This window comes from Sediminicola sp. YIK13, assembly GCF_001430825.1.
GTDB lineage: Bacteria > Bacteroidota > Bacteroidia > Flavobacteriales > Flavobacteriaceae > Sediminicola.
On record NZ_CP010535.1, the window covers coordinates 1,939,823 to 1,963,513 of the forward strand.

The window sequence follows — 23,691 nt, forward strand, 5'->3', positions numbered from 1 at the left end:
CCGCCCTATCGCTATACTCAAATTCATTAGAAAGAACATACTCCTATCCGTATCCATAGGAATCATATTTTTACTTTCTATTGTCGTTTATGGTTTCACCAAGGAATCTTACAATACCATAGAAACCGTTTCCATTTGGGTACGCAATTATTTTGGCTATTTCTATCTCTTTCTTGGTTTGGGATGCGTTCTGTTATTGGTAGGAGTTGCCCTTTCTCCTTTGGGACAAATAAAATTGGGAAAAAAGAATCAAAAACCAGAACATTCCCTATGGGCTTGGACCGCCATGCTCTATAGCGCCGGAATGGGGGCAGGCATACTTTTGAGAGCAGTTCAGGAACCCGTATTTATGCAACAGAACCCTCCTTTCCCTTCTGCGAACACTCCTGAAATTTTGGCCTTGGAATTCACATTTTACCAATGGGGATTAACGGCCTGGGCATTTTATGGACTGTTTGCAATGGTTGTTGGTTATGCCCTCTTTGTAAAAAAGAAAATGGTATTGGTGAGTTCAACCATAGACGATACCATTACTTACAAGCCTGCCAGAATGGGTATTGATGTCATGACGATCATTACCACCGTATTTGGCCTCATTGCGGCCATAGGCCTTGGAACCACACAGATTAATGGTGGCCTAAACCATGTGTTTGAATCAGATTTTGGAGTTACGACCACTTTAATTTTGGCAATTGTTATTTCTTGTATAGCATTTATTTCAGTTTGGATGGGTGTCAACAAAGGGATTAAACTCTTATCAAAATTGAATATACTCATTACCCTTGTGCTCTTGGCCTTCATTTTCGTGACCAGTGATATGGGGAACATACTATGGTCTTTTATTCAGGCCACGCTGCAATATTTTGTTGACTTCATTCCAATGAGCCTTGCCTTGGGATCCTATAATCCCGGTATAGAATTCTTAACGGACTGGACATTTTATTATTGGGCCTTTTGGTTGGCCTGGGCGCCTTTTACCGGTATTTTTATTGCCCGCATCTCCAAAGGCAGAACATTACGCCAATTGTTGTTGGGAGTGCTTATCATCCCTTCTCTCGGAACCTTCTTTTGGTTTTCTGTTTTTGGTAGTTCGGCTTTTCAACTTATAGAGGAATGGGGAACCTACCAGAATGAATTTGGCAATGTCTTCACCTCTATTTTTAAGTTTTTCGAACACTATCCCTTGGCCACCTTTTTAAATTTGACCACCATTGTATTGTTGATAAGCTTTTTGGTGACCTCCGTGGATTCTGCCGTTTTTGTATTGAGTATGTTCAGCGATAAGGGCAAAAAGGATCCCAGTAAAATGCATCGTCTTCTTTGGTCTATTTTTATACTTTTCGGGGCGTTGGCCATTATACTTTTGGGGAATGCCAAACCAGAGGTTAATGTGTTGATCGCCGTACAAAAACTACTGATCATCACCTCGCTACCTTTTGCTTTTTTTATGGTGGCCATGACCATTATCTTCCTTAGGGAACTAATAAAAAGCAAAAAAGCCCCTCTTTCACAATAAAAGAGAGGCTTTGATCAAATGATGTTCTCCCTATTTTTTTGGAAGGAATACCTCTGCCATCATACAGCGTGCACTTCCACCACCACAGGTCTCTATGGTTTCCAAAGAACTGTGGATTATAGGACAATATTTTTCTATTGCTTTTCTCTGTTCAGGTGTTAAGCTATTGAAAGCGGAAGTACTCATAACTAAATATGCCTGGCCTCCCATTCCTTCTACCTGCAACATATTCCCTGCAAATTGATGCATCTGGGCTTCGGTAATTGCAATGATCTCCTTACCATCCTGCTTTAAATGCTCCACAACATTTTTCTTTTCTTTCTTATCATCAATAGTATCCAAACAGATCACGGCAAAGGCATCTGCAACGCACATCATAACATTGGTATGGTATATAGGCAAACGCTTACCATTTACCGTTTGATTAGCTGTAAATACTACCGGAGTGTATTCAAAATCCTCACAAAACTCTATGAACAATTCTTCATCGGCACGCGCGGATAAAGCACAATAGGCCTTTTTATATTCACGGTCCAATATAATACTTCCAGTACCTTCCAAATATAATTCCTCGGCCTCAGCAGACGTATAATCAACTATGTTCTCTATCAAAAATCCCTTTTCTTCAAGAGTTACAAAAATATCGTCACGACGCTCATTTCTTCTATTTTCTGCAAACATTGGGTAGATCCCAATATTTCCGTTCTCATGGAAAGAAACCCAGTTATTTGGAAAAATGGAATCGGGGGTATCAGGATCCAAGGTATCCTCCACCACCACTACATTCACCCCTTTTTCCCGTAATTTACTGGCGAAGGCATCAAATTCATTTTGTGCCTTGCTATTGATGTCCTTATTTATCATATCCAAATTCTCTTGGAAATAATTGTTGACAGCAGTTTGCTCATTCATTCGAAAGTTGACTGGGCGAACCATTAAAATTGTATTTGTTGCTTGCTTCATGACTTGATGGTGCTATCTATTTTTTATAAAATTCTTATCCTATGCTCATAAGCACAAAATTAGTTCATTAATTTGCTAATCTAAATGCCATTGAGGTCAAAAAAATATACAAAATGACTACTATAGATTGGATCGGTGCTATCGGCGTATTTTTAATATTGTTGGGTTATTTTCTCAACCTCAGGGAAATAATAAAACCTACTGATCTTTCTTATATCCTTTTGAACCTTTTAGGGGCAGGCATCGCATGTCTTGCATCGGTATTATTGGGCTATAAGCCTTTTATAGTCCTAGAGGGTATATGGGCTTTGGTTTCCCTTATTGCGCTTTTAAAGTATGTAAAACATAGGCCTCAAGCAATTAATCCCTGATCAAGGGCATCGTACTACATCTCAGTAAACCTTCCTGTTTGGAAATTTCAGCATAAGGAATTTCTTCCACGGTAAATCCTTTTTCCCGAAGCCAATTGTTAAGTCTGGTAAAATTTCGCTCCGACACTACAACATCTGGGGAAATAGAAAAGACATTGCTGAACATATGGTACATTTCGTCCTTGGTAATTTCGAACACCTTATCTTTCCCGAAAAAATTGACCAACCATAGGTATTCCTCCTCTACAAGAAAACCATTCTTATGGATTATGGCCATATCCTTGCCCACCGGTTGAAAACAGCAATCTAAATGAAGTGCATTCTCATTGGCTGTGGTATTGGACTTCCTCAATTCAAAAGACTTCACTTTTTTATTGGGGAACAATGTTTTTATAAATTCCACACCAGCCTTATTGGTCCGCGCAGTAATGTAATCTGAATAGTCTGCTCCGGAATATGTTCCAATAAAAATATAATCCCTATAGGGCATGACATCCCCTCCTTCAATATGAACATCTTCTGGTGGGGTTATAATATTTTCTTGGGGAATTTCATCCAAAACATGCTTAATGGCCTCTATTTCAATCTCCCTATCAGGAAGGATATTAGCCTTTATCAACTTATCTTCTATTACAAAAGTAATATCCCTTGAAAAAATCTGGTTAACATCCTTGAATACTTTCGGTCTGTAAACTTTAACTCCATATTTTTCAAAAACCGCCGCAAATGCCTCCATTTCCTTTACCATATCTTCCTCTTTGGGATATGTTCCTGCCAAAATATGTTCCAATGATTTAGGATCATAGGCCTCCTCTGGAGTAGGAACAGGACCACAACTCTCCGCGGTTCCTAATAGAACTGCTCGTAAGCGAGAAGTTTCGTCCGTAACATTTAGATGTAACATAGTTAAATTTTAAGCAAATATAGAATACTTATATCTCTAAAAAAAAACCGCCCCTCGTAAAAGGGGCCGTTTTTAATCATATGTAATTGGAATGTCTTACTTTCTCTTTTCTACAGAAACAAATGGTCTGGCATTTTCGCCAATGTACACCTGTCTAGGTCTTCCGATTGGCTCATTTTTCAATCTCATTTCCCTCCATTGCGCAATCCAACCTGGAAGTCTCCCCAGGGCAAACATGACCGTAAACATTTCTGTTGGTATTCCCAATGCCCTGTATATGATTCCTGAGTAGAAATCTACATTGGGGTATAATTTTCTTTCAACGAAGTACTGGTCCTCCAAGGCTTCTTTCTCCAATCCTTTGGCGATTTCCAAGATTGGGTCTTCTATTCCCATATCTCCCAAAACGTCATCCGCTGCTTTTTTGATGATTTTTGCGCGGGGATCAAAATTCTTATAAACCCTATGTCCAAAGCCCATCAATCTAAAAGGATCATTCTTGTCCTTGGCCTTCGCCATGTATTTTTTAGTATCGCCACCATCCTTTTCTATAGCTTCCAACATTTCCAATACCGCTTGGTTGGCACCACCATGTAATGGACCCCAGAGGGCAGAAATTCCTGCTGAAAGAGATGCAAACAACCCAGCATGGGAAGAACCTACAATACGAACCGTAGAAGTAGAACAATTCTGTTCATGATCAGCATGGAGAATCAATAATTTATCCAAGGCCTCAATCACCAATTTATTGCTCTTGTATTCTTGATTTGGCTTCTTGAACATCATTTTATGGATATTCTCTACATAGCCAAGGTTATCATCTCCATAATCCAACGGCAGCCCTTTCTTTTTACGTAAGGTCCATGCTACCAATACTGGAAATTTCGCTAAAATTCTAACGATAGCTCCATACATTTCCTTTTCTGAAGAAACATTTACAGAGGCAGGGTTAAAAGCTATCAAAGCACTTGTCAGTGATGAAAGTACACCCATTGGGTGTGCCGATTTTGGAAAACCATCCAAGATTTTCTTCATCTCTTCATCTACATGAGATTCCGCTTTAATGTCCTTATGGAAATTGGCCAACTGCTCTTGGTTGGGCAGTTCACCAAATATCAAAAGATAGGCTACTTCCAAAAATTCGGCCTTTTCTGCCAATTCTTCAATAGAGTATCCCCTATATCTTAAAATGCCTTTTTCACCATCTAAAAAGGTGATGGCACTTTCACATGATCCGGTATTTTTAAAACCTGGATCTATGGTTATCATCCCTGAAGATGCACGTAATGTTTTTATATCAATGGCGAGCTCGTTTTCTGAACCCTCAATCACTGGAAATTCATATTTTTTCCCTTGATATTCTAAAGTAGCTTTGTCCGACATTTTTGATTTTTACTATTTATATCCCCGTAAAGTTATGAAAAACGATGTTGGTTAACAATTCCCTAATTTCTTTTGTATTTTAATTAACAATACTTTATTCTGACGGCAAATAACCAACAAAAATCAGTTGATTTTAAAAATTATTTTAGGTGCTTATGGAGTAAAGTTGGGTATAATACTCATCGACAGATTTTTTCCATGTGAATCTCATCTCCTTGGCATTTTCTTCTATTTTCTTCCAGGCTGGCTTATCATTGAGGAAAACATCAAGAACTAGGTCAAAAGCGTTTTCCATATTGCGCATTTTCTGATCGTAGGTATCCCCATCAAAAATAAAACCGGTCCTGAGATGTTCAACGGTATCTTTCAAACCTCCCGTGTGATGCACCAAACAAGGGTGACCGTTCCTCATTGCCAACATTTGGCTTATCCCGCATGGCTCAAAAAGACTGGGCATAAAATATAGGTCGGACTCCAAATAAATAGAATCTATGACATCCTCAGATTGTCCATTGACGAATATGAAATTTTTATGGGAATAACTTATCTCACGGAACAATTTCTCATAACCTGGGTCCCCGGTTCCTAAAATCAGTAAAATTCCGTTGACCTTGGACAACTTTTCCAATATGGCTATCATTACTTCTGGGGAGCGCTTGAAAAAATAAAATTTTTGTTCCGTCAACCTGGCCACACTTGAGCAAACAAAAGCAGGTGGTTCAGCTAGAAATTTAACGATCTTCTCTCCCGTGTGGGCCAGAAAGTCCGATTTATATTTCTTGGACTCTTCCTGCAGCCATTGAAAAATAGCAGTTATTGTATTGCGATACAGATTCCCTCTTTCTGCTTCCCGAATGTTCTGATAGTTACTACCATTGAGAATCCCGTACAACCTACCTTCATTATCCGCATCTTGGAGGTCTTTTTCCAACCCTTCTCCTCCTATGAATTCCGGAGGGGAACTGGGATGAAGTATATCTTCCTTGTAAGATGGAGAGACTGTGTGCACAGCATCGGCCAAACGAATTCCAATAGCCATTAAGTTGATACAGTCCTGATACCTATAATCCATTAAGGCCTTGTAATCCAGATTGATCTCAGGGAACCAATTTTTAACAGAAGCGTAATTTCCATCAAAAGGACGTATTCCCTGTATCGCCAAGTTGTGGATGGTATAAACGAAACGCATCTGGTTTAAATTCTTATATCCAGGATGATACGATCTTAGAAACAATAGCAAACTGGTATGCCAATCATGTATGTGCACCACATCCAATTTGCCAAAACACTCTTTTTTAATGGCCTCTGCAACTGCTGTACAAAAAATAACATATTTAATGAAGTCAGTATAAAATGGTTCTGTTGGATCGTCATGATATATATGGGCAATCCCACCAGCTTCTATCTCAGGATGATGAATGACATAATGGTGAATATTGGCAAATTCCTTTTTAGGAATCACTTCATATAGTTCCGCTGTATAGGTAACTCCTCTAAGCTTAAAATTTAAAAGCGACCTAAGTGTTCCATTTTGGTGGAGTCTGGAATAGGAGGGCACAACAATATGAGCCTTATCCCCTCTTTCTGAAATTTGTCTGGGAACATCCCTGACAACATCACCCATTCCCCCTGCCTTACATTTGGGTATTGCATCATTCTCGGCCGCTACAAAAAGAAAATTGTTCATTTAACTTGAAATAATCATTTATATTTTAAACCCATAAAAGGTAATTATTTATTTGCTATCACTGCACTATTTAAAGAAAAATCAAAAAAAAAAGCCCTTCTGAATCAGAAGGGCTTTTGTTTAGATCTAAAATAATGATTTTATTTTATTTTAAATGCGTTTGGACCAGGGTAGTATGCAACACTTCCCAATTCTTCCTCTATACGTAACAACTGATTGTATTTTGCCATTCTATCAGATCTAGATGCTGAACCCGTCTTAATCTGACCTGTGTTCAAGGCAACTGCCAAATCCGCAATGGTATTATCTTCGGTCTCTCCGGAACGGTGAGACATTACAGAAGTGTAACCAGCATTGTGTGCCATATTCACTGCAGCAATAGTTTCAGTTAGGGTACCAATTTGATTCACTTTAATTAGAATAGAATTGGCAATTCCGTTTTTAATGCCTTTGGATAAACGCTCCACATTGGTTACAAAAAGGTCATCTCCTACCAATTGCACCTTGTCCCCAATCTTATCGGTAAGGTATTTCCAACCTTCCCAGTCGTTTTCGTCCATTCCGTCCTCAATGGAAATAATAGGGTATTTAGCAGATAACTCGGCCAAATAATCGGCTTGTTGCTCACTGGTCCTTACCACTCCTTTATCACCTTCAAACTTTGTGTAATCATATTTACCGTCCACATAGAATTCTGCTGCGGCACAATCCAGGGCAATCATAACATCATCACCCAATTTATAACCTGCTTTATCAACTGCTTTTGCAATGGTATCCAAAGCATCTTCAGTCCCACCGGCCAAATTTGGCGCAAAACCACCTTCATCTCCTACTGCGGTGCTCAAACCCCTATCGTGCAATACTTTTTTAAGATTGTGGAATATCTCCGTCCCCATTTGCATGGCCTGAGAAAAATCCTTTGCTTTTACCGGCATTACCATAAATTCCTGAAATGCAATAGGAGCATCGGAATGCGAACCTCCATTGATGATGTTCATCATAGGAACTGGAAGTGTATTGGCACTTACTCCACCAACATACCTGTACAACGGCATTCCCAATTCGTTGGCTGCAGCTTTTGCTACCGCCAAGGAAACACCTAAAATTGCATTTGCACCAAGTTTGGATTTATTTGGAGTACCATCCAAATCGATCATTGTCTGATCAATAAGATTTTGTTCAAATACAGACATCCCGACTATTTCTTCAAAAATGGTCGTATTTACATTCTTTACAGCCTGTCCTACGCCCTTTCCCATAAATGCCTTACCACCATCGCGAAGCTCAACCGCCTCATGCTCTCCAGTAGATGCTCCAGATGGGACTGCGGCCCTGCCTAAAACTCCACTTTCTGTGTGCACATCTACTTCTATGGTTGGGTTACCCCTAGAATCTAAAATTTGTCTTGCATGAACGTTAATTATAATACTCATAATTTTTCTTTATTTCTGGTTATTTACTACTGCACAAATATACAAAACAGGGCTATCACTGATTGTCTATATATTGTGATATTCCACAGGTTTTAAGGAATTTATCAACTAAATCGATTTAGTTTTGCGTATTCTTTATCATTTCAAAAAAATCATCGAAAAGATAGCTGGCATCGTGGGGACCTGGACTAGCTTCGGGATGGTACTGAACGGAAAATACATTTTTACCCTTCATTTTCATTCCTGCTACGGTCTTGTCATTCAGATGTACATGTGTAATCTCAAGATCTGTATTAGCCTCAGTATCTTCCCTACTTACCGCGAACCCGTGATTTTGTGACGTAATTTCTCCCTTACCCGTTTTCAGGTTCATTACAGGGTGATTTATTCCCCTGTGTCCATTGTGCATTTTATAAGTTGACACTCCGTTGGCTAGTGCGAGTACTTGATGCCCCAAACATATCCCAAATAACGGTTTATTGGAGGCAATCATCTTTTTTGCAGCTGCTATGGCATCAGTTAGCGGCTCTGGATCGCCAGGACCGTTGGAAATAAAATAGGCATCCGGGTTCCATGCGCTCATTTCTTCAAACGACGCATTGAAAGGAAAGACCTTGATGTAGGCATCCCTTTGGGAAAGGTTTCTTAATATGTTCTTCTTTATCCCAATATCGAGTGCTGCTATTTTATAGGTAGCTTTTTCATCTCCATAGAAATACGGTTCTTTGGTTGAAACTTTGGAAGACAATTCCAGTCCGGCCATGCTTGGCACTTTTGCCAACTGTTCCTTTAAGGAATCAAGATTGTCAACATTGGTAGTCATTACGGCGTTCATAGCTCCATGATCCCTAATATAATTAACCAATGCCCTTGTGTCGACATCAGAAATGGCAAACAAATTATCCTTGTCCATGAAATCCTTTAGGCTCATGTCCGCATCTACCCTAGAATAGTCATAACTGAAATTTTTACAGATCAGCCCAGAAATTTTAATGGAATCGGATTCCACTTCTTCCTTGTTGGTTCCATAATTTCCAATATGTGCATTGGTGGTTACCATCAACTGACCAAAATATGAAGGGTCTGTAAATATTTCCTGATATCCCGTCATACCGGTATTAAAACAGACTTCCCCAAAAGCGGTCCCATCTTTATCTCCTACGGCCTTCCCATAAAAAATGGTCCCATCAGCCAATAATAACAATGCTTTCTTTTTTGTTTGATACTTCATCTCGTTATACTACTTAATTATTTGACAAATAAACATAAAAAAAAGGATAAGCTTTTAGGCCTATCCTTTTCATATATCAAAAATGTGATGATATTTTATTTTTCTGATTCATCAGCTTTGTTTTCAGCATCTGCTGCTGGTGCTTTAGTTTCAGTCTCAGTTTCAGCAGCTGGAGCAGCTTCTACTTTCTTAGATTTACCTCTTCTTGTGGATTTCTTAGCCTTTGGCTTACCAGCATTGTAAAGATCATTAAAATCTACTAGCTCGATGATTGCCATGTCAGCGTTATCCCCAAGACGATTACCTAATTTGATAATCCTTGTGTAACCTCCTGGTCTATCAGCAACCTTTTCAGCAACTCCACTGAACAATTCAGTTACAGCGTTCTTGTCTCTAAGGTTTTTGAAAACGATACGCCTGTTGTGCGTTCCCTTTTCAACTGTCTGATTATTTTCAGCTTTGGACTTTGTGATCAAAGGCTCAACAAATTGCTTTAAGGCTTTTGCCTTGGCAACGGTAGTGTTGATTCTCTTGTGCTCGATCAAAGAACAAGCCATATTAGCCAACATAGCCTTTCTATGCGCTGTTTTTCTTCCTAAATGATTAACTTTTTTTCCGTGTCTCATTACTATAACTATATGCTTCTTTCAGAATAGTCTTCACCATTCATAGGGAAGTCAATTAATCCTTATCCAATTTATATTTTGACAAATCCATTCCAAAACTCAACCCTTTGTTGATTACCAACTCCTCAAGTTCAGTTAGGGATTTTTTACCGAAGTTTCTAAACTTCATCAAGTCGTTCTTGTTAAAAGAAACCAAATCTCCCAATGTATCCACTTCCGCAGCTTTCAAACAATTCAAAGCACGAACGGATAAATCCATATCCACTAATTTAGTTTTTAATAACTGACGCATGTGAAGGGATTCTTCATCATAAGTTTCAGTTTGTGCAATCTCATCTGCCTCTAGGGTTATTCTCTCATCGGAGAACAACATAAAGTGATGGATAAGAACCTTGGCAGCTTCAGTCAATGCATCTTTCGGATTTATTGAACCGTCACTTGAAATTTCAAAAACTAATTTTTCGTAATCGGTCTTTTGCTCTACACGAAAGTTCTCAATACTGTATTTTACGTTCTTTATTGGAGTAAAGATAGAATCTACAGCAATGCTTCCTAACGGCGCACCAGACTTCTTATTCTCTTCAGCCGGTACATAACCTCTTCCTTTCTCAATAATGATTTCCATATTGATACTCACCTTGGGATCCATGTTACAGATCACCATATCTGGGTTAAGCACTTGGAAACCGGAAATGAATTTTTGAAAATCACCAGCAGTCAATTGTTCCTTTCCGCTAACAGAAATAGAAACAGTTTCACTTTCAACGTCTTCTATTTGTCTCTTAAAACGTACTTGCTTTAAGTTTAGGATGATTTCTGTAACATCTTCAACAACACCAGAAATCAATGAAAACTCATGCTCTACTTTGTCTATTCTAACAGAAGTTATAGCAAAACCTTCCAAAGATGAAAGCAATACTCTTCTTAATGCGTTCCCAATAGTCAATCCATAACCAGGTTCCAAAGGGCGGAATTCAAACTTCCCTTCAAAATCTGTAGAATCGATCATTATAACTTTATCGGGCTTCTGAAAATTAAATAATGCCATAATTGGATCAGTCTTGTTTTATTTAGAGTATAACTCCACGATTAATTGTTCCTTGATGTTTTCTGGAATCTGCAATCTTTCAGGAATAGCAACATAAGTTCCTTCCTTCTTTTCAGTATTCCATGTAATCCATTCGTAGACATTGCTACTTGCAGAAAGAGAATCCTGAATGGATTGTAAAGATTTAGATTTTTCCCTTACACCAACAACATCTCCTGCTTTCAATGAATAAGAAGGTATGTTTACCAACTCACCATTAACAGTAATATGTCTGTGGGATACTAATTGTCTTGCAGCTCTTCTTGAATTGGCAATGCCCATTCTGTATACTACGTTGTCCAATCTAGACTCACAAAGCTGAAGTAAAACCTCACCGGTTACTCCTTTGCTACTATTTGCTTTTGCAAATATGTTTCTAAACTGACGCTCCAAAATACCATAGGTGTATTTTGCCTTTTGCTTCTCCATTAACTGGATTGCATATTCGGATTTCTTACCACGACGTCTTGTGTTACCGTGTTGTCCTGGAGGATAATTTCTTTTTTCAAAAGATTTGTCATCTCCGAAAATCGCTTCACCGAATTTACGGGCGATTTTTGTTTTTGGTCCTGTATATCTTGCCATCTTCTTTAAATTGGGAAATGTGATTATGAATTAAGGCTAATCCTTCGATAATCGTAACTACACTTCCTGTGAAAACCCGTTCGGGCCATATTAATAATTATACTCTTCTTCTTTTTGGAGGTCTACATCCATTGTGTGGCATTGGAGTAATATCAATGATCTCCGTTACCTCAATACCTGAATTGTGAATAGAACGAATAGCAGATTCTCTACCATTCCCTGGTCCCTTAACGTAGACCTTAGCTTTTCTCAATCCGGCTTCGTGAGCGACCTTTGCACAATCTTCTGCAGCGATCTGGGCAGCATAAGGAGTGTTCTTTTTAGAACCTCTGAAACCCATTTTACCAGCGGAAGACCAAGAAATTACGTCACCTTTTTTATTGGTCAAAGCGATTATAATATTATTGAAAGAGGCAGTTACGTGTGCTTCACCTACTGACTCAACAATAACCTTACGTTTCTTTGTTGTTTTTGTATTTGCCTTTGCCATAATACGCTACTTATTATTTAGTTGCTTTTTTCTTGTTGGCAACTGTTTTTCTTTTTCCTTTACGAGTCCTAGAGTTATTCTTTGTTCTCTGACCTCTTAATGGCAAACCAGATCTGTGACGAATACCTCTGTAACATCCGATATCCATTAAACGTTTAATGTTCATTTGGATCTCTGAACGAAGTTCACCTTCAATTTTGAAAGAGGAAACGGAGTCACGAATACGTCCGATTTCATCATCGTTCCAATCAGATACTTTAGTATCTTCACTAACTTGGGCTTTCTCTAAAATTTCTTTAGCCCTACTTCTACCGACACCAAAAATATAGGTAAGAGCTATAACTCCCCTTTTCTGTTTTGGTATATCTACACCTGCAATTCTTGCCATAATTACCCTTGTCTTTGTTTAAATCTAGGATTCTTTTTATTAATTACGTACAATCTGCCTTTTCTACGCACAATTTTGCACTCGGCACTCCTCTTTTTTATTGATGCTCTAACTTTCATCCTATATACTTAATATCTATATGTAATTCTCGCCTTAGTCAAATCATAAGGGCTCATTTCTAATTTTACCTTATCACCTGGAAGCAACTTAATATAATGCATACGCATCTTTCCAGAGATATGAGCCGTTACAACATGTCCATTTTCCAGTTCCACTCGGAACATTGCATTGGACAATGCTTCAATTATGCTCCCGTCTTGCTCTATTGCTGCCTGTTTAGCCATAATCTAAGCTACTTTTCTATTTTTACCTGTTTTCATAAGACCATCATAATGCCTATTAAGCAAATATGAATTCACTTGTTGCACCGTATCAATGGCCACACCAACCATGATTAATAGTGATGTTCCCCCATAAAATAAGGCCCATCCTGGTTGTACATCCATAAGCTTTACTACTATGGCTGGTAAAACAGCCAGCAAAGCTAAGAAAATTGATCCTGGTAACGTAATCAAAGACATTATTTTATCAAGAAAATCACCAGTTTCTTTTCCTGGCCTGATTCCTGGGATAAAACCACCGCTCCTTTTAAGGTCATCGGCCATCTTATTCGTTGGAACCGTGATCGCAGTATAGAAGTATGTGAACACGATAATCAAGAAAGCAAACAATATATTATATGCTAACCCGAAGATATCTGCAAACTGAACTTCCATCCATTGTCCTACAGCCGTATTATTGAAAGTCTTTCCTAATAATCCAGGTGCGAACATGATCGCCTGGGCAAAGATAATTGGCATAACTCCTGAAGCGTTCAACTTCAAAGGGATATACTGTCTTGAACCCATGATGTTCTTTTCGTATCCTCCAGAAGCTGTTCTTCTGGCGTACTGTACCGGTATCTGCCTCGTTGCCATCACCAATAAAACACTGGCCAGAATAACAAGGAACCAAATTATAATCTCAATCAACATGAACATTAATCCACCATTGTTGTTGGCTGTTCTAGAGATAAATTCCTGAACAAATGATTGCGGCAAAGTTGCTATGATACCAATCATAATCAACAATGATATACCGTTACCAATTCCCTTGTCCGTAATTTTCTCACCCAACCACATGGCAAAAACAGTACCTGTTACCAAGATGATCACAGAAGGTATAATGAAATTCAGTCCTTTACCCAATACAAATGCACTGTCCGGAACTCCTAAAGCTCCCAAACTGTACAAATATGCCGGAGCCTGAACGATACAGATACCAATGGTCAACCATCTGGTGATCTGATTGATCGTTTTTCTTCCACTTTCCCCCTCTTTCTGCAGCTTCTGTAGATAAGGAATGGCTATTCCCATCAACTGAACCACAATAGAGGCCGAAATATAAGGCATGATTCCCAAAGCAAAAACAGAAGCATTGGCAAAGGCCCCTCCTGTAAATGCGTTCAAAATTCCTAAAATACCACTGTCCGTGTTGGAAGATAACTCTGCCAACTGTTCGGTATCAATACCAGGAAGAACTATTTGGGCACCAAAACGATAAACCAAAAGCAAACCAAGGGTAATAACAATTCTCCCCTTAAGTTCATCTATCTTCCAAATATTGGATAATGTCTCAAAAAATTTCTTCATAGTGATATGCTTATAAACTTATTACCTCACCACCCGCAGCCTCAATAGCCGCTTTGGCACTGGCAGTAAATTTATGTACAGATACTTTTAGGGGAGCTTTTAATTCACCACCACCTAAAATTTTGATCAAATCGTTTTTACCGGCCAACCTGTTTTCAACAAGAACATCTATAGTAACTGTATCCTTAACAATACCGTTATCTACCAATTCCTGAAGTTTATTAAGATTAACACCAGTGAAATCTTTTCTGTTGATGTTGGTAAAACCAAACTTAGGCACACGACGTTGCAATGGCATCTGTCCACCTTCGAAACCAATTTTCTTGGAGTAACCAGATCTAGACTTTGCTCCTTTGTGTCCTCTTGTGGCAGTTCCACCTTTTCCAGAACCTTGACCTCTACCAATGGTTTTCCCATCTTTATGAGTAGATCCCTCTGCCGGTTTTAAATTGTGTAAATTCATAACACCTTATCGTTATTAAGCTTCTTCTGTAGAAACTAAGTGTTCAACTTTATTTATCATACCAAGAATATTAGGCGTTGCTTCATGCTCTACTACCTGGCCTAATTTTCGTAATCCAAGTGCCTCCAAAGTCCTTTTTTGGTTTTGTGGCTTTTTGATACTACTCTTTACTTGCTTAACTTTAATCTTTGCCATAATATCCCTGATTTATCCTTTAAAAACTTTTTCCAAAGAAACCCCTCTTTGTGTTGCAACAGTTTTTGCATCCCTAAGTTGTAACAAGGCATCAAAAGTAGCCTTCACAACATTGTGCGGGTTGGAAGAACCTTGTGACTTAGAAAGTACATCTTGTACCCCTACTGCCTCCAATACGGCTCTTACAGCTCCACCAGCAATAACACCGGTACCATGGGAAGCTGGCTGTATGTATACACGTGCTCCACCAAATTTACCTTTTTGCTCATGAGGAAGTGTTCCCTTGTTTAAAGGAATCCTTATTAAATTTTTCTTTGCATCTTCGATTGCTTTTGCGATTGCTGTAGCAACTTCTTTGGATTTACCCAAACCGTGACCAACAACGCCATTTTCATCTCCAACTACAACTATTGCAGAGAAACCAAATGCTCTACCACCTTTAGTAACTTTAGTTACCCTTTGAACACCTACCAAACGATCTTTTAATTCTAGACCTCCTGGCTTAACGGTTTCTGCGTTTTTATATTTTTGAAACATAATATATTAGAATTTTAGTCCGGCTTCCCTAGCTCCTTCAGCCAATGATTTTACTCTACCGTGGTATAAATTACCACCCCTATCAAAAGCAACAGTTTCAATTCCTATCTTCTGTGCTTTTTCTGCTATAGCCTTCCCCACTTGGGTAGCTATTTCCGATTTTGTTCCTTTTAAAGAGCTAAGATCTTTGTCCCTAGATGATGCAGCAGCTAAACTAACTCCTTTTGTATCATCTATTAATTGAACGTAAATTTCCTTATTGCTCCTAAAAACAGACAATCTAGGCCTTGTGGACGTTCCAAAGGAAACCTTTCTAATTCTTCTCCTAATCCGTTGTCTTCTCTCAGTTTTCGATAATCCCATAATGCTAATTATTAAGCTGACTTACCAGCTTTTCTTCTTAATTGTTCACCAACAAACTTGATTCCTTTTCCTTTGTAAGGTTCTGGCTTACGGAAACCTCTGATCTTGGCAGCAATCTGTCCTACCAATTGTTTATCAAAAGATGTTAATTTTATGATCGGGTTCTTTCCTTTCTCAGAAATAGTTTCCAATTTCACCTCTTCGGCCAAATCCATAACTATGTTGTGGGAAAAGCCCAATGCCAAATCTAACTTTTGACCTTGATTACTTGCACGGTATCCTACTCCTACCAGTTCCAATTCCTTGGTCCATCCTACGGATACACCTTTAACCATATTCAAAACAAGGGCTCTATAAAGACCATGTTTAGCTTTGTGCTCCTTTGAATCAGAAGGTCTGGTTACCCATACCTGTCCGTCTTCTATTTTTATTGCTACCGCTGAGAATTCCTGGGTAAGCTCACCTAATTTACCTTTTACGGTAATGGTGTTCTCGTTTACCTCTATGGAAACTCCCTCCGGGATCGCTATTGGATTATTACCTATTCTAGACATTATTCTAACTCTTTATAGTATTAATAAACGTAACACAAAACCTCTCCACCAACTTTCTCCAACTTGGCTTGCTTACTGGTCATTACTCCGTGGGAAGTAGATACAATCGCAATTCCAAGACCATTCAAGACCCTAGGAAGTTCTAAAGCATTGGCGTACTTACGCAAACCTGGCTTACTGACACGTTGTAATTTTTTAATAACAGGCTCTTTTGTAACCTTGTCATATTTTAAAGCTATCTTGATATTACCTTGTACGGCGTTATCTTCAAATTTATAGCTTAAGATGTAACCTTGATCAAACAAGATTTTGGTCATTTCTTTTTTCAAATTAGAAGCAGGGATTTCAACCACCCTGTGACCCGCCATATTGGCATTTCTAATTCTTGTCAAGTAATCCGAAATTGGATCTGTAAACATAATTATATATTTGCGGTAACGGTTTTTAACACTATTGTTAAACCTGAAACCAGTTTATACTCAATTTTTTACCAACTAGCCTTTTTAACTCCAGGAATCAAACCGTTGTTTGCCATTTCCCTGAACAATACCCTAGATACACCAAAAGTTCTCATGTAACCTCTTGGTCTACCAGTTAACTTACATCTGTTATGCATACGAACAGGAGAAGCGTTTCTTGGTAATTTCTGTAATGCCTCATAGTCTCCAGCCTCTTTCAAAGCTTTTCTCTTTTCCGCATATTTTACTACAGTTTTTGCTCTCTTGACTTCGCGGGCCTTCATTGATTCTTTAGCCATACTAATTCTTTTTAAAAGGTAGTCCTAATTCAGTTAATAATGATTTTGCTTCCTTATCGGTATCAGCCGTGGTCACAAAAGTAATATCCATACCATTGATTCTATTGATCTTGTCAATATTCATCTCTGGGAAGATAATTTGCTCAGTGATTCCCAAGTTGTAATTACCTCTACCGTCAAAACCAGTAGCTTTAATTCCCTGGAAATCTCTTTCACGAGGCAAAGCACTTGTGATCAACCTGTCCAAAAATTCGTACATTCTTTCACCACGCAAAGTTACTTTGGCGCCAATTGGCATCCCTTTACGCAATTTAAAAGCTGCGACATCCTTCTTAGAGATCGTTGAAATTGCTCTTTGACCAGTGATTGCCGTAAGTTCATCTACAGCATGATCAATTAATTTTTTATCTGCCACAGCTGCTCCAACACCCCTGCTAAGAACTATCTTTTCCAGCTTGGGAACTTGCATTACATTTTTGTAACCAAATTCTTCCTGAAGCGCTTTTATAACGCGCTCTTTATACTCTTGTTTTAATCTTGGAATGTAAGCCATAACTAAATTACTTCATTAGATTTCTTGGAAAACCTTACTTTCTTGCCATCCCTTTCTTCAAAACCTATTCTTGTTGCATCGCCTGATTTAGGATCGATCAAAGATAGGTTAGAAATATGAACGGGAGCCTCTTTCTTTACTATTCCTCCCTGAGGATTCTTAGCGCTCGGTTTCTCATGTTTAGATACCATATTGGCACCTTCTACAATCGCTTTGTTTTTTTCACGGTCAACACTAACAACCTTACCCTCGGTACCTTTATGGTCCCCGGCAATGATTCTTACAGTGTCTCCTGCTTTTATTTTAAGTTTCATCATCTTACTGAATATATTAAAGCACCTCTGGAGCTAATGATACAATCTTCATGAATTGTTTGTCACGAAGTTCTCTTGCCACAGGACCAAATACACGTGTACCTCTCATTTCTCCCGTAGGATTCAATAAAACACAGGCATTGTCATCAAAACGAATGTATGAACCATCCTGTCTTCTAACTTCTTTTGTAGTCCTTACAACAACAGCAGTAGAAACTGCACCTTTCTTGATAGTACCATTTGGTGCGGCTTCCTTAACCGTAACCACTATTTTATCACCTACTGAAGCATATCTTCTTTTAGTACCTCCCAAAACACGTATGGTCAATACTTCTTTTGCTCCTGTATTATCGGCTACCTTTAGTCTAGATTCTTGCTGTAACATAATTATTTAGCTCTTTCAATGATTTCAACTAATCTCCAACACTTGTTCTTACTCAATGGGCGAGTTTCCATGATCTTCACAGTATCTCCAACATTGCAGTCGTTCGTCTCGTCGTGCGCAACATATTTCTTAGTTTTCAACACGTACTTTCCGTACATAGGGTGCTTTACACGTTTAACTTCTGAAACCACAATTGATTTCTCCATTTTATCGCTTGTTACAACGCCTATTCTTTCTTTTCTTAAATTTCTATTTTCCATAAAGCAGAACCAATTATTGTAATTCCCTTTTTGTTAATTCTGTCGCAATTCTTGCCACTGTTCTTCTCACTTTTCTTATCTGAAGAGGATTCTCCAATGGAGTAACAAAATGGGCCATTTTTAAATCCGCATGTTGTTTTTTGTACTCAGCTAGTTTTTCTTTCAACCCTTCTACTGATAATTCCTTTATTTCCGATTGTTTCATAATTTCTTGAAATTAAAATTAAGCTGAATAATCTCTAGCAACAACAAACTTAGTCTTAACAGGTAACTTTTGAGCCGCCAATCGCATTGCCTCTTTAGCAATGTCCATAGTCACTCCACCTACCTCAAACATAATTCTTCCTGGTTTCACAACGGCAACCCAGTACTCAACGGCACCTTTACCTTTACCCATACGTACCTCTAAAGGCTTCTTCGTGATAGGCTTGTCCGGGAATATTTTAATCCATAATTGACCTTCTCTTTTCATGTACCTTGTAGCCGCGATACGCGCTGCTTCAATTTGACGTGAAGTAACAAAATCAGAATCCAAGGATTTTATACCAAACATACCGTTAGAAAGTTGGTGACCTCTTCCCGAGTTCCCTTTCATGCGACCCTTCTGCGCTTTACGATATTTGGTTCTTTTTGGCTGTAACATTTCTTTCTTTCTTTAAAAAATTACTTTCTACGACGTGGTTTCTTTCCTCCTTCTGGTTTTCCACCTTTGCCCGAGGTCTGTCCTTTAGACATTCCTACCAAAGGAGAAAGCTCTCTCTTACCATAAACCTCACCCTTCATGATCCACACTTTAATACCCAATCTTCCGTAGGTAGTATGTGCTTCATGTAATGCATAGTCTATATCAGCTCTAAAAGTAGACAATGGAATTCTACCGTCTTTGTATGATTCCGAACGCGCCATTTCAGCTCCGTTCAAACGACCTGATATCTGTATTTTGATACCCTCGGCGTTCATCCTCATTGCAGCTGCGATAGCCATTTTTATTGCTCTTCTAAAAGAAATTCTACTCTCGATCTGACGTGCAACACTTGCAGCAACCAAATTGGCATCCAATTCTGGTCTCTTGATCTCAAAGATGTTAATCTGAACCTCTTTGTCCGTAATTTTCTTAAGCTCTTCTTTCAACTTATCTACTTCCTGACCACCTTTCCCGATAATGATACCTGGTCTTGCAGTTGTAATGGTTATAGTTACAAGCTTAAGAGTACGCTCAATAATAACTCTAGAAACACTAGCTTTCGCCAAACGTGCATGAACATATTTTCTTATCTTATCGTCTTCGGCCAACTTATCTCCGTAGTCGTTTCCACCGTACCAGTTAGATTCCCATCCTCTGATAATACCTAGACGATTCCCGATTGGATTTGTTTTCTGTCCCATACTAAATGCTCTAGCTTTGTGTGTTATTGTTAGACTCCAATACCATTGTTACGTGGTTGGAACGTTTTCTAATTCGATGCGCTCTTCCTTGTGGTGCAGGTCTAAGTCTTTTCAACATACTTCCACCATCAACTCGTACCTCTTTTACAATAAGGTCAGCATCTTCTATACTCGCTTCTTCGTTTTTGGCTTGCCAGTTTGCAATAGCAGACAGCAATAATGTCTCCAATCTCTTAGAAGCTTCCTTCTGGTTGAACTTTAATATAGCTAGAGCCTTTTCAACTTGAACTCCCCTTACCAAATCAGCTACTAAACGCATCTTTCTTGGTGATGTAGGGCAATTGTTCAGTTTCGCAAATGCAACTTGCTTTTTCTCTGCCTTTATTCTTTCGGCCATTTGTCTTTTTCGAACTCCCATAGCTTACTTTTTACCTTTATTCTTAGTACCACCATGACCTCTAAAAGATCTTGTAGGTGAAAATTCTCCCAATTTGTGACCAACCATGTTTTCAGTTACAAATACAGGAACAAATTGTTTCCCATTGTGTACTGCTACTGTTTGACCAACGAAATCTGGTGTTATCATTGAAGCCCTAGACCAAGTCTTAATAACTGATTTCTTTCCAGATACCACATTATCTTGGATCTTCTTGTCTAGACTATAGTGAACGTAAGGTCCTTTCTTTAGTGAACGTGCCATTTCTTTCTCTTTTTATTTCTTTCTACGTTCTATTATATACTTGTTGGTACTCTTGGTTTTAGAACGAGTTCTAAATCCTTTTGCAGGAATACCATTTCTAGATCTTGGATGACCACCCGAAGCTCTACCTTCACCACCACCCATTGGGTGATCGACTGGGTTCATCGCTACCGGTCTAGTTCTTGGTCTTCTACCCAACCATCTGCTTCTACCTGCCTTACCTGACACCAACAATTGGTGATCAGAGTTAGACACGGCACCTACAGTAGCCAAACAATCCGCAAGAACCAATCTTGATTCCCCTGATGGTAACTTAACAGTAACAAACTTACCGTCTTTTGCCATCAATTGGGCGAACGTACCAGCACTTCTAGCCATAACAGCTCCTTGACCTGGACGTAACTCTATACAAGAAATAATAGTACCTAAAGGAATAGCTTTCAAAGGAAGCGTGTTTCCAATTTCTGGAGCTACTTCGCTACCTGTGGCAACTTCTTGACCTACTTGCAACCCATTCTGGGCAACAACATACCTTTTTTCACCGTCTGCATAATTCAACAAAGCGATAAAGGCTGTTCTGTTAGGATCGTATTGTATTGAATCAACAGTAGCAACAACTCCTTGTTTCTCTCTTTTGAAATCAATAACACGATACCTTCTCTTATGACCTCCACCTTTCTGGCGTATGGTCATTTTTCCTTGACTGTTTCTACCTCCGGACTTTTTTAACGGAGCGAGCAAGCTCTTCTCCGGCTTATCAGTAGTAATGGCGTCAAACCCATTTACTACTCTAAATCGCTGTCCTGGAGTGATTGGTTTTAATTTTCTAACTGACATTTTTTGTCTTTATAGATTATTGTAAAAATCAATTGCCTCTCCATCCGCTACATCAACAATTGCTTTTTTATAAGCATTTGTCTTACCGTGCTGTACGCCGGTTTTAGTGTAACGTGATTTACGTTTTGGACCGTAGTTCATTGTACGAACTTTTTCCACAGAAACCCCATAAGTAGTTTCAACAGCTTCTTTGATCTGAAGCTTATTGGCACTAGGGTCAACAATGAAACCATAACGATTGTATAACTCGCTGTCTGCGGTCATTTTTTCCGTAATTATTGGCTTTATCAACACACTCATGGCTCTCTTATTTAGTTAAGTTCGATTCAATTCCTTCCAAAGCACCTTCCATCAAGACAATGCTACCAGCATTTAAAATTTTGTAAGTGCTTAATTCTGAGTTGATTACGACCTCGGAACGCTTTAAATTGCGTGACGACAAATATACGTTATTATTTGAATCGCCCAACACAAATAAAGATTTTTTATTTTCCAATCCCAATGACTTCAAGACTTCCTTGAATTCTTTAGTTTTTGGAGCCTCAAAATTAAAATCTTCAACCACAAAAATTGCCTGCTCTTTTGACTTGATGCTCAAAGCCGATTTACGTGCAAGACGCTTTAGGTTTTTGTTTAATTTCTGGGTGTAATCTTTAGGTCTAGGTCCAAAAATACGTCCACCTCCCTTAAAAATAGGAGACTTAATACTTCCCGCACGAGCGGTACCTGTACCTTTTTGTTTCTTTATTTTTCTAGTACTACCAGCTATCTCAGCTCTTTCCTTTGATTTGTGGGTACCTTGTCTCTGATGCGCTAAATACTGCTTTACATCTAAGTATACAGCATGGTTATTAGGCTCTATTCCGAAAACATCGTCGGAAAGTTCTACTTTCCTACCTGTTTCTTTTCCTTTGATATCTAAAACTGCTACTTTCATTACTTCTGAATAGTTACGTAAGCGTTCTTATGACCAGGAACTGCACCTTTAATTACAATAAGGTTTTTCTCTGGAACTATTTTAACAACTCTAAGGTTTTCAACTGTCACCCTATCATTCCCCATTCTACCTGCCATTTTCATTCCTTTGAATACTCTCGCTGGATATGAAGCGGCACCAATAGAACCTGGAGCTCTAAGTCTGTTGTGCTGACCGTGAGTTGCCTGACCGACACCTGCAAAGCCGTGTCTTTTAACAACACCCTGAAATCCTTTTCCTTTAGATGTACCAATTACATCTACAAATTCTCCTTCTACAAATAGATCCACACCTAAAGTGTCACCTAATTTGTAATCTCCTTCAAAATCTCGGAACTCAACGACTTTCTTCTTAGGAGTAGAACCTGCTTTTTTGAAATGACCCATTTCGGCCTTATTCGCACGTTTTTCCGCCTTGTCATCGAAACCAAGCTGAAGGGAACTGTACCCGTCAACCTCTAAGGTTCTGACTTGGGTAACTACGCATGGTCCAGCTTCGATTACTGTACATGGAATGTTCTTTCCATTTTCATCGAAAATGCTGGTCATGCCGATTTTTCTACCTATTAACCCAGACATATTTACTAATTATTAATTATTAACTTATTTGTGTTTTGCCAACTATGTAGCAAAAAAACAGGGTCAAAAATAATTCAACCCTGAATTTATTTTTTTCCATTTTTCCTTTGCACAACGCGCCGGACATGTAACCCGCTCCAACCAGGAGAGGACTTAGATAAACTATACTTTTATCTCCACTTCAACACCACTGGGAAGCTCTAGCTTCATTAAGGCGTCGATAGTTTTAGAAGAAGAACTATAGATGTCCAAAAGTCTTTTGTAAGAACTTAATTGGAACTGCTCTCTAGACTTCTTATTTACGTGCGGAGAACGCAATACTGTAAATATCTTTTTATGTGTTGGCAAAGGAATTGGCCCTGTAATAACAGCTCCTGTGGTCTTTACCGTCTTAACGATTTTCTCAGCAGACTTGTCTACCAAGTTGTAGTCGTAAGATTTCAATTTTATCCTGATTTTCTGACTCATTTTACTATTA

At 38.8% G+C, this 23,691-nt stretch carries 37 protein-coding genes; 2 read left to right on the top strand and 35 right to left on the bottom strand.

Going from position 1 to position 23,691, the window contains the following annotated elements; genetic code table 11:
- Positions 1-55 precede the first annotated feature (55 nt).
- Positions 56-1,516: a BCCT family transporter gene (locus tag SB49_RS08635; protein ID WP_256363835.1), complete on the top strand. Its 1,461-nt coding sequence runs from the start codon at positions 56-58 to the stop codon at positions 1,514-1,516.
- A gap of 30 nt (positions 1,517-1,546) precedes the next feature.
- On the opposite strand, the gene ctlX is transcribed toward SB49_RS08635, so the two are convergent.
- The gene (ctlX, locus tag SB49_RS08640) at positions 1,547-2,479 is read right to left on the bottom strand and encodes a citrulline utilization hydrolase CtlX (RefSeq protein ID WP_062055708.1); all 933 of its coding nucleotides are present in this window, start codon (positions 2,477-2,479) and stop codon (positions 1,547-1,549) included.
- A 113-nt stretch (positions 2,480-2,592) separates the two neighbouring features.
- Here ctlX and SB49_RS08645 point away from each other — a divergent pair, with 113 nt between their 5' ends.
- Positions 2,593-2,850: a CBU_0592 family membrane protein gene (locus SB49_RS08645; protein WP_062055710.1), complete on the top strand. Its 258-nt coding sequence runs from the start codon at positions 2,593-2,595 to the stop codon at positions 2,848-2,850.
- Here SB49_RS08645 and SB49_RS08650 read toward each other — a convergent pair.
- The 34 genes from SB49_RS08650 to rpsJ form a co-directional block, all read right to left on the bottom strand.
- Positions 2,840-3,754, bottom strand: a complete 915-nt coding sequence (locus SB49_RS08650; protein ID WP_062055712.1) for a dimethylarginine dimethylaminohydrolase family protein — start codon at positions 3,752-3,754, stop codon at positions 2,840-2,842. The genes SB49_RS08645 and SB49_RS08650 overlap by 11 nt on opposite strands.
- A gap of 96 nt (positions 3,755-3,850) precedes the next feature.
- Entirely contained in the window at positions 3,851-5,137 is a 1,287-nt protein-coding gene (locus SB49_RS08655) for a citrate synthase (protein ID WP_062055714.1), read from the bottom strand.
- A 145-nt stretch (positions 5,138-5,282) separates the two neighbouring features.
- On the bottom strand, positions 5,283-6,824 hold the full coding sequence (locus SB49_RS08660; protein ID WP_062055716.1) for a glycogen synthase: 1,542 nt from the start codon (positions 6,822-6,824) through the stop codon (positions 5,283-5,285).
- Between the two features lie 140 nt (positions 6,825-6,964).
- Positions 6,965-8,257, bottom strand: a complete 1,293-nt coding sequence (eno, locus tag SB49_RS08665; protein ID WP_062055717.1) for a phosphopyruvate hydratase — start codon at positions 8,255-8,257, stop codon at positions 6,965-6,967.
- 118 nt (positions 8,258-8,375) lie between these two features.
- Positions 8,376-9,488 (bottom strand): glutamine-hydrolyzing carbamoyl-phosphate synthase small subunit, encoded by a 1,113-nt coding sequence (gene carA, locus SB49_RS08670; protein WP_062055719.1) that lies wholly within the window; start codon positions 9,486-9,488, stop codon positions 8,376-8,378.
- Between the two features lie 95 nt (positions 9,489-9,583).
- On the bottom strand, positions 9,584-10,114 hold the full coding sequence (rplQ, locus tag SB49_RS08675; RefSeq protein WP_062055721.1) for a 50S ribosomal protein L17: 531 nt from the start codon (positions 10,112-10,114) through the stop codon (positions 9,584-9,586).
- Positions 10,115-10,169: 55 nt separating this feature from the next.
- Positions 10,170-11,162, bottom strand: coding sequence for a DNA-directed RNA polymerase subunit alpha (locus SB49_RS08680; RefSeq protein WP_062055723.1), 993 nt, complete (start codon positions 11,160-11,162; stop codon positions 10,170-10,172).
- 18 nt (positions 11,163-11,180) lie between these two features.
- Positions 11,181-11,786: a 30S ribosomal protein S4 gene (gene rpsD / locus SB49_RS08685; protein WP_062055726.1), complete on the bottom strand. Its 606-nt coding sequence runs from the start codon at positions 11,784-11,786 to the stop codon at positions 11,181-11,183.
- A 97-nt stretch (positions 11,787-11,883) separates the two neighbouring features.
- On the bottom strand, positions 11,884-12,276 hold the full coding sequence (gene rpsK / locus SB49_RS08690; RefSeq protein ID WP_062055728.1) for a 30S ribosomal protein S11: 393 nt from the start codon (positions 12,274-12,276) through the stop codon (positions 11,884-11,886).
- A 13-nt stretch (positions 12,277-12,289) separates the two neighbouring features.
- Entirely contained in the window at positions 12,290-12,664 is a 375-nt protein-coding gene (gene rpsM, locus SB49_RS08695; protein ID WP_062055730.1) for a 30S ribosomal protein S13, read from the bottom strand.
- A gap of 2 nt (positions 12,665-12,666) precedes the next feature.
- Positions 12,667-12,783 carry a type B 50S ribosomal protein L36 gene (gene ykgO, locus SB49_RS15880; protein ID WP_013621733.1) on the bottom strand — a complete coding sequence of 39 codons (117 nt, stop codon included), beginning with the start codon at positions 12,781-12,783 and terminating at the stop codon, positions 12,667-12,669.
- Positions 12,784-12,792: 9 nt separating this feature from the next.
- Positions 12,793-13,008 carry a translation initiation factor IF-1 gene (gene infA / locus SB49_RS08700; RefSeq protein WP_013305172.1) on the bottom strand — a complete coding sequence of 72 codons (216 nt, stop codon included), beginning with the start codon at positions 13,006-13,008 and terminating at the stop codon, positions 12,793-12,795.
- A gap of 3 nt (positions 13,009-13,011) precedes the next feature.
- A complete protein-coding gene (secY, locus tag SB49_RS08705; RefSeq protein WP_062055731.1) occupies positions 13,012-14,355 on the bottom strand; it encodes a preprotein translocase subunit SecY in 1,344 nt (447 codons plus the stop codon).
- A gap of 10 nt (positions 14,356-14,365) precedes the next feature.
- Entirely contained in the window at positions 14,366-14,818 is a 453-nt protein-coding gene (gene rplO, locus SB49_RS08710) for a 50S ribosomal protein L15 (protein WP_062055734.1), read from the bottom strand.
- Between the two features lie 15 nt (positions 14,819-14,833).
- On the bottom strand, positions 14,834-15,013 hold the full coding sequence (rpmD, locus tag SB49_RS08715) for a 50S ribosomal protein L30 (RefSeq protein WP_062055736.1): 180 nt from the start codon (positions 15,011-15,013) through the stop codon (positions 14,834-14,836).
- Between the two features lie 12 nt (positions 15,014-15,025).
- Positions 15,026-15,550: a 30S ribosomal protein S5 gene (gene rpsE, locus SB49_RS08720; RefSeq protein WP_062055738.1), complete on the bottom strand. Its 525-nt coding sequence runs from the start codon at positions 15,548-15,550 to the stop codon at positions 15,026-15,028.
- Positions 15,551-15,556: 6 nt separating this feature from the next.
- On the bottom strand, positions 15,557-15,913 hold the full coding sequence (gene rplR / locus SB49_RS08725) for a 50S ribosomal protein L18 (protein ID WP_062055740.1): 357 nt from the start codon (positions 15,911-15,913) through the stop codon (positions 15,557-15,559).
- Between the two features lie 11 nt (positions 15,914-15,924).
- Positions 15,925-16,467: a 50S ribosomal protein L6 gene (gene rplF, locus SB49_RS08730; RefSeq protein WP_062055742.1), complete on the bottom strand. Its 543-nt coding sequence runs from the start codon at positions 16,465-16,467 to the stop codon at positions 15,925-15,927.
- A gap of 20 nt (positions 16,468-16,487) precedes the next feature.
- Positions 16,488-16,886 carry a 30S ribosomal protein S8 gene (rpsH, locus tag SB49_RS08735; RefSeq protein ID WP_062055744.1) on the bottom strand — a complete coding sequence of 133 codons (399 nt, stop codon included), beginning with the start codon at positions 16,884-16,886 and terminating at the stop codon, positions 16,488-16,490.
- 68 nt (positions 16,887-16,954) lie between these two features.
- Positions 16,955-17,224, bottom strand: coding sequence for a 30S ribosomal protein S14 (gene rpsN / locus SB49_RS08740; RefSeq protein ID WP_062055746.1), 270 nt, complete (start codon positions 17,222-17,224; stop codon positions 16,955-16,957).
- 1 nt (position 17,225) lies between these two features.
- Positions 17,226-17,777 carry a 50S ribosomal protein L5 gene (gene rplE, locus SB49_RS08745; RefSeq protein ID WP_062055748.1) on the bottom strand — a complete coding sequence of 184 codons (552 nt, stop codon included), beginning with the start codon at positions 17,775-17,777 and terminating at the stop codon, positions 17,226-17,228.
- Positions 17,778-17,779: 2 nt separating this feature from the next.
- A complete protein-coding gene (rplX, locus tag SB49_RS08750; RefSeq protein ID WP_200960630.1) occupies positions 17,780-18,094 on the bottom strand; it encodes a 50S ribosomal protein L24 in 315 nt (104 codons plus the stop codon).
- A gap of 13 nt (positions 18,095-18,107) precedes the next feature.
- A complete protein-coding gene (gene rplN / locus SB49_RS08755) occupies positions 18,108-18,476 on the bottom strand; it encodes a 50S ribosomal protein L14 (RefSeq protein WP_062055750.1) in 369 nt (122 codons plus the stop codon).
- A gap of 2 nt (positions 18,477-18,478) precedes the next feature.
- Positions 18,479-18,736: a 30S ribosomal protein S17 gene (rpsQ, locus tag SB49_RS08760; RefSeq protein WP_062055752.1), complete on the bottom strand. Its 258-nt coding sequence runs from the start codon at positions 18,734-18,736 to the stop codon at positions 18,479-18,481.
- 13 nt (positions 18,737-18,749) lie between these two features.
- The gene (gene rpmC / locus SB49_RS08765; protein ID WP_062055754.1) at positions 18,750-18,941 is read right to left on the bottom strand and encodes a 50S ribosomal protein L29; all 192 of its coding nucleotides are present in this window, start codon (positions 18,939-18,941) and stop codon (positions 18,750-18,752) included.
- Positions 18,942-18,959: 18 nt separating this feature from the next.
- Positions 18,960-19,379 (bottom strand): 50S ribosomal protein L16, encoded by a 420-nt coding sequence (gene rplP, locus SB49_RS08770; protein WP_062055756.1) that lies wholly within the window; start codon positions 19,377-19,379, stop codon positions 18,960-18,962.
- A gap of 20 nt (positions 19,380-19,399) precedes the next feature.
- Complete coding sequence (gene rpsC / locus SB49_RS08775) at positions 19,400-20,122, bottom strand: 30S ribosomal protein S3 (RefSeq protein ID WP_062055758.1); 723 nt, start codon at positions 20,120-20,122, stop codon at positions 19,400-19,402.
- Positions 20,123-20,132: 10 nt separating this feature from the next.
- Positions 20,133-20,540, bottom strand: coding sequence for a 50S ribosomal protein L22 (gene rplV, locus SB49_RS08780; RefSeq protein ID WP_062055760.1), 408 nt, complete (start codon positions 20,538-20,540; stop codon positions 20,133-20,135).
- Between the two features lie 3 nt (positions 20,541-20,543).
- Positions 20,544-20,822: a 30S ribosomal protein S19 gene (rpsS, locus tag SB49_RS08785; protein ID WP_062055762.1), complete on the bottom strand. Its 279-nt coding sequence runs from the start codon at positions 20,820-20,822 to the stop codon at positions 20,544-20,546.
- Positions 20,823-20,834: 12 nt separating this feature from the next.
- Positions 20,835-21,659: a 50S ribosomal protein L2 gene (gene rplB / locus SB49_RS08790; protein WP_062055764.1), complete on the bottom strand. Its 825-nt coding sequence runs from the start codon at positions 21,657-21,659 to the stop codon at positions 20,835-20,837.
- Positions 21,660-21,668: 9 nt separating this feature from the next.
- Entirely contained in the window at positions 21,669-21,959 is a 291-nt protein-coding gene (rplW, locus tag SB49_RS08795) for a 50S ribosomal protein L23 (protein ID WP_062055766.1), read from the bottom strand.
- A 7-nt stretch (positions 21,960-21,966) separates the two neighbouring features.
- Entirely contained in the window at positions 21,967-22,596 is a 630-nt protein-coding gene (gene rplD / locus SB49_RS08800; RefSeq protein WP_062055768.1) for a 50S ribosomal protein L4, read from the bottom strand.
- Complete coding sequence (rplC, locus tag SB49_RS08805; RefSeq protein WP_062055770.1) at positions 22,596-23,213, bottom strand: 50S ribosomal protein L3; 618 nt, start codon at positions 23,211-23,213, stop codon at positions 22,596-22,598. Before rplC ends, rplD begins: the two co-directional genes overlap by 1 nt.
- Before the next feature lie 162 nt (positions 23,214-23,375).
- Complete coding sequence (gene rpsJ, locus SB49_RS08810; protein ID WP_062055772.1) at positions 23,376-23,681, bottom strand: 30S ribosomal protein S10; 306 nt, start codon at positions 23,679-23,681, stop codon at positions 23,376-23,378.
- Positions 23,682-23,691 lie beyond the last annotated feature (10 nt).

Coding starts and splice junctions, on each gene's coding strand:
- ctlX (WP_062055708.1), bottom strand. CDS start 2,479: ATGAAGCAAGCAACAAATACAATTTTAATGGTTCGCCCAGTCAACTTT.
- SB49_RS08645 (WP_062055710.1), top strand. CDS start 2,593: ATGACTACTATAGATTGGATCGGTGCTATCGGCGTATTTTTAATATTG.
- SB49_RS08650 (WP_062055712.1), bottom strand. CDS start 3,754: ATGTTACATCTAAATGTTACGGACGAAACTTCTCGCTTACGAGCAGTT.
- SB49_RS08655 (WP_062055714.1), bottom strand. CDS start 5,137: ATGTCGGACAAAGCTACTTTAGAATATCAAGGGAAAAAATATGAATTT.
- SB49_RS08660 (WP_062055716.1), bottom strand. CDS start 6,824: ATGAACAATTTTCTTTTTGTAGCGGCCGAGAATGATGCAATACCCAAA.
- eno (WP_062055717.1), bottom strand. CDS start 8,257: ATGAGTATTATAATTAACGTTCATGCAAGACAAATTTTAGATTCTAGG.
- carA (WP_062055719.1), bottom strand. CDS start 9,488: ATGAAGTATCAAACAAAAAAGAAAGCATTGTTATTATTGGCTGATGGG.
- rplQ (WP_062055721.1), bottom strand. CDS start 10,114: ATGAGACACGGAAAAAAAGTTAATCATTTAGGAAGAAAAACAGCGCAT.
- SB49_RS08680 (WP_062055723.1), bottom strand. CDS start 11,162: ATGGCATTATTTAATTTTCAGAAGCCCGATAAAGTTATAATGATCGAT.
- rpsD (WP_062055726.1), bottom strand. CDS start 11,786: ATGGCAAGATATACAGGACCAAAAACAAAAATCGCCCGTAAATTCGGT.
- rpsK (WP_062055728.1), bottom strand. CDS start 12,276: ATGGCAAAGGCAAATACAAAAACAACAAAGAAACGTAAGGTTATTGTT.
- rpsM (WP_062055730.1), bottom strand. CDS start 12,664: ATGGCAAGAATTGCAGGTGTAGATATACCAAAACAGAAAAGGGGAGTT.
- ykgO (WP_013621733.1), bottom strand. CDS start 12,783: ATGAAAGTTAGAGCATCAATAAAAAAGAGGAGTGCCGAGTGCAAAATT.
- infA (WP_013305172.1), bottom strand. CDS start 13,008: ATGGCTAAACAGGCAGCAATAGAGCAAGACGGGAGCATAATTGAAGCA.
- secY (WP_062055731.1), bottom strand. CDS start 14,355: ATGAAGAAATTTTTTGAGACATTATCCAATATTTGGAAGATAGATGAA.
- rplO (WP_062055734.1), bottom strand. CDS start 14,818: ATGAATTTACACAATTTAAAACCGGCAGAGGGATCTACTCATAAAGAT.
- rpmD (WP_062055736.1), bottom strand. CDS start 15,013: ATGGCAAAGATTAAAGTTAAGCAAGTAAAGAGTAGTATCAAAAAGCCA.
- rpsE (WP_062055738.1), bottom strand. CDS start 15,550: ATGTTTCAAAAATATAAAAACGCAGAAACCGTTAAGCCAGGAGGTCTA.
- rplR (WP_062055740.1), bottom strand. CDS start 15,913: ATGGGATTATCGAAAACTGAGAGAAGACAACGGATTAGGAGAAGAATT.
- rplF (WP_062055742.1), bottom strand. CDS start 16,467: ATGTCTAGAATAGGTAATAATCCAATAGCGATCCCGGAGGGAGTTTCC.
- rpsH (WP_062055744.1), bottom strand. CDS start 16,886: ATGTTTACAGATCCAATTTCGGATTACTTGACAAGAATTAGAAATGCC.
- rpsN (WP_062055746.1), bottom strand. CDS start 17,224: ATGGCTAAAGAATCAATGAAGGCCCGCGAAGTCAAGAGAGCAAAAACT.
- rplE (WP_062055748.1), bottom strand. CDS start 17,777: ATGGCTTACATTCCAAGATTAAAACAAGAGTATAAAGAGCGCGTTATA.
- rplX (WP_200960630.1), bottom strand. CDS start 18,094: ATGATGAAACTTAAAATAAAAGCAGGAGACACTGTAAGAATCATTGCC.
- rplN (WP_062055750.1), bottom strand. CDS start 18,476: ATGTTACAGCAAGAATCTAGACTAAAGGTAGCCGATAATACAGGAGCA.
- rpsQ (WP_062055752.1), bottom strand. CDS start 18,736: ATGGAAAATAGAAATTTAAGAAAAGAAAGAATAGGCGTTGTAACAAGC.
- rpmC (WP_062055754.1), bottom strand. CDS start 18,941: ATGAAACAATCGGAAATAAAGGAATTATCAGTAGAAGGGTTGAAAGAA.
- rplP (WP_062055756.1), bottom strand. CDS start 19,379: ATGTTACAGCCAAAAAGAACCAAATATCGTAAAGCGCAGAAGGGTCGC.
- rpsC (WP_062055758.1), bottom strand. CDS start 20,122: ATGGGACAGAAAACAAATCCAATCGGGAATCGTCTAGGTATTATCAGA.
- rplV (WP_062055760.1), bottom strand. CDS start 20,540: ATGGGAGTTCGAAAAAGACAAATGGCCGAAAGAATAAAGGCAGAGAAA.
- rpsS (WP_062055762.1), bottom strand. CDS start 20,822: ATGGCACGTTCACTAAAGAAAGGACCTTACGTTCACTATAGTCTAGAC.
- rplB (WP_062055764.1), bottom strand. CDS start 21,659: ATGTCAGTTAGAAAATTAAAACCAATCACTCCAGGACAGCGATTTAGA.
- rplW (WP_062055766.1), bottom strand. CDS start 21,959: ATGAGTGTGTTGATAAAGCCAATAATTACGGAAAAAATGACCGCAGAC.
- rplD (WP_062055768.1), bottom strand. CDS start 22,596: ATGAAAGTAGCAGTTTTAGATATCAAAGGAAAAGAAACAGGTAGGAAA.
- rplC (WP_062055770.1), bottom strand. CDS start 23,213: ATGTCTGGGTTAATAGGTAGAAAAATCGGCATGACCAGCATTTTCGAT.
- rpsJ (WP_062055772.1), bottom strand. CDS start 23,681: ATGAGTCAGAAAATCAGGATAAAATTGAAATCTTACGACTACAACTTG.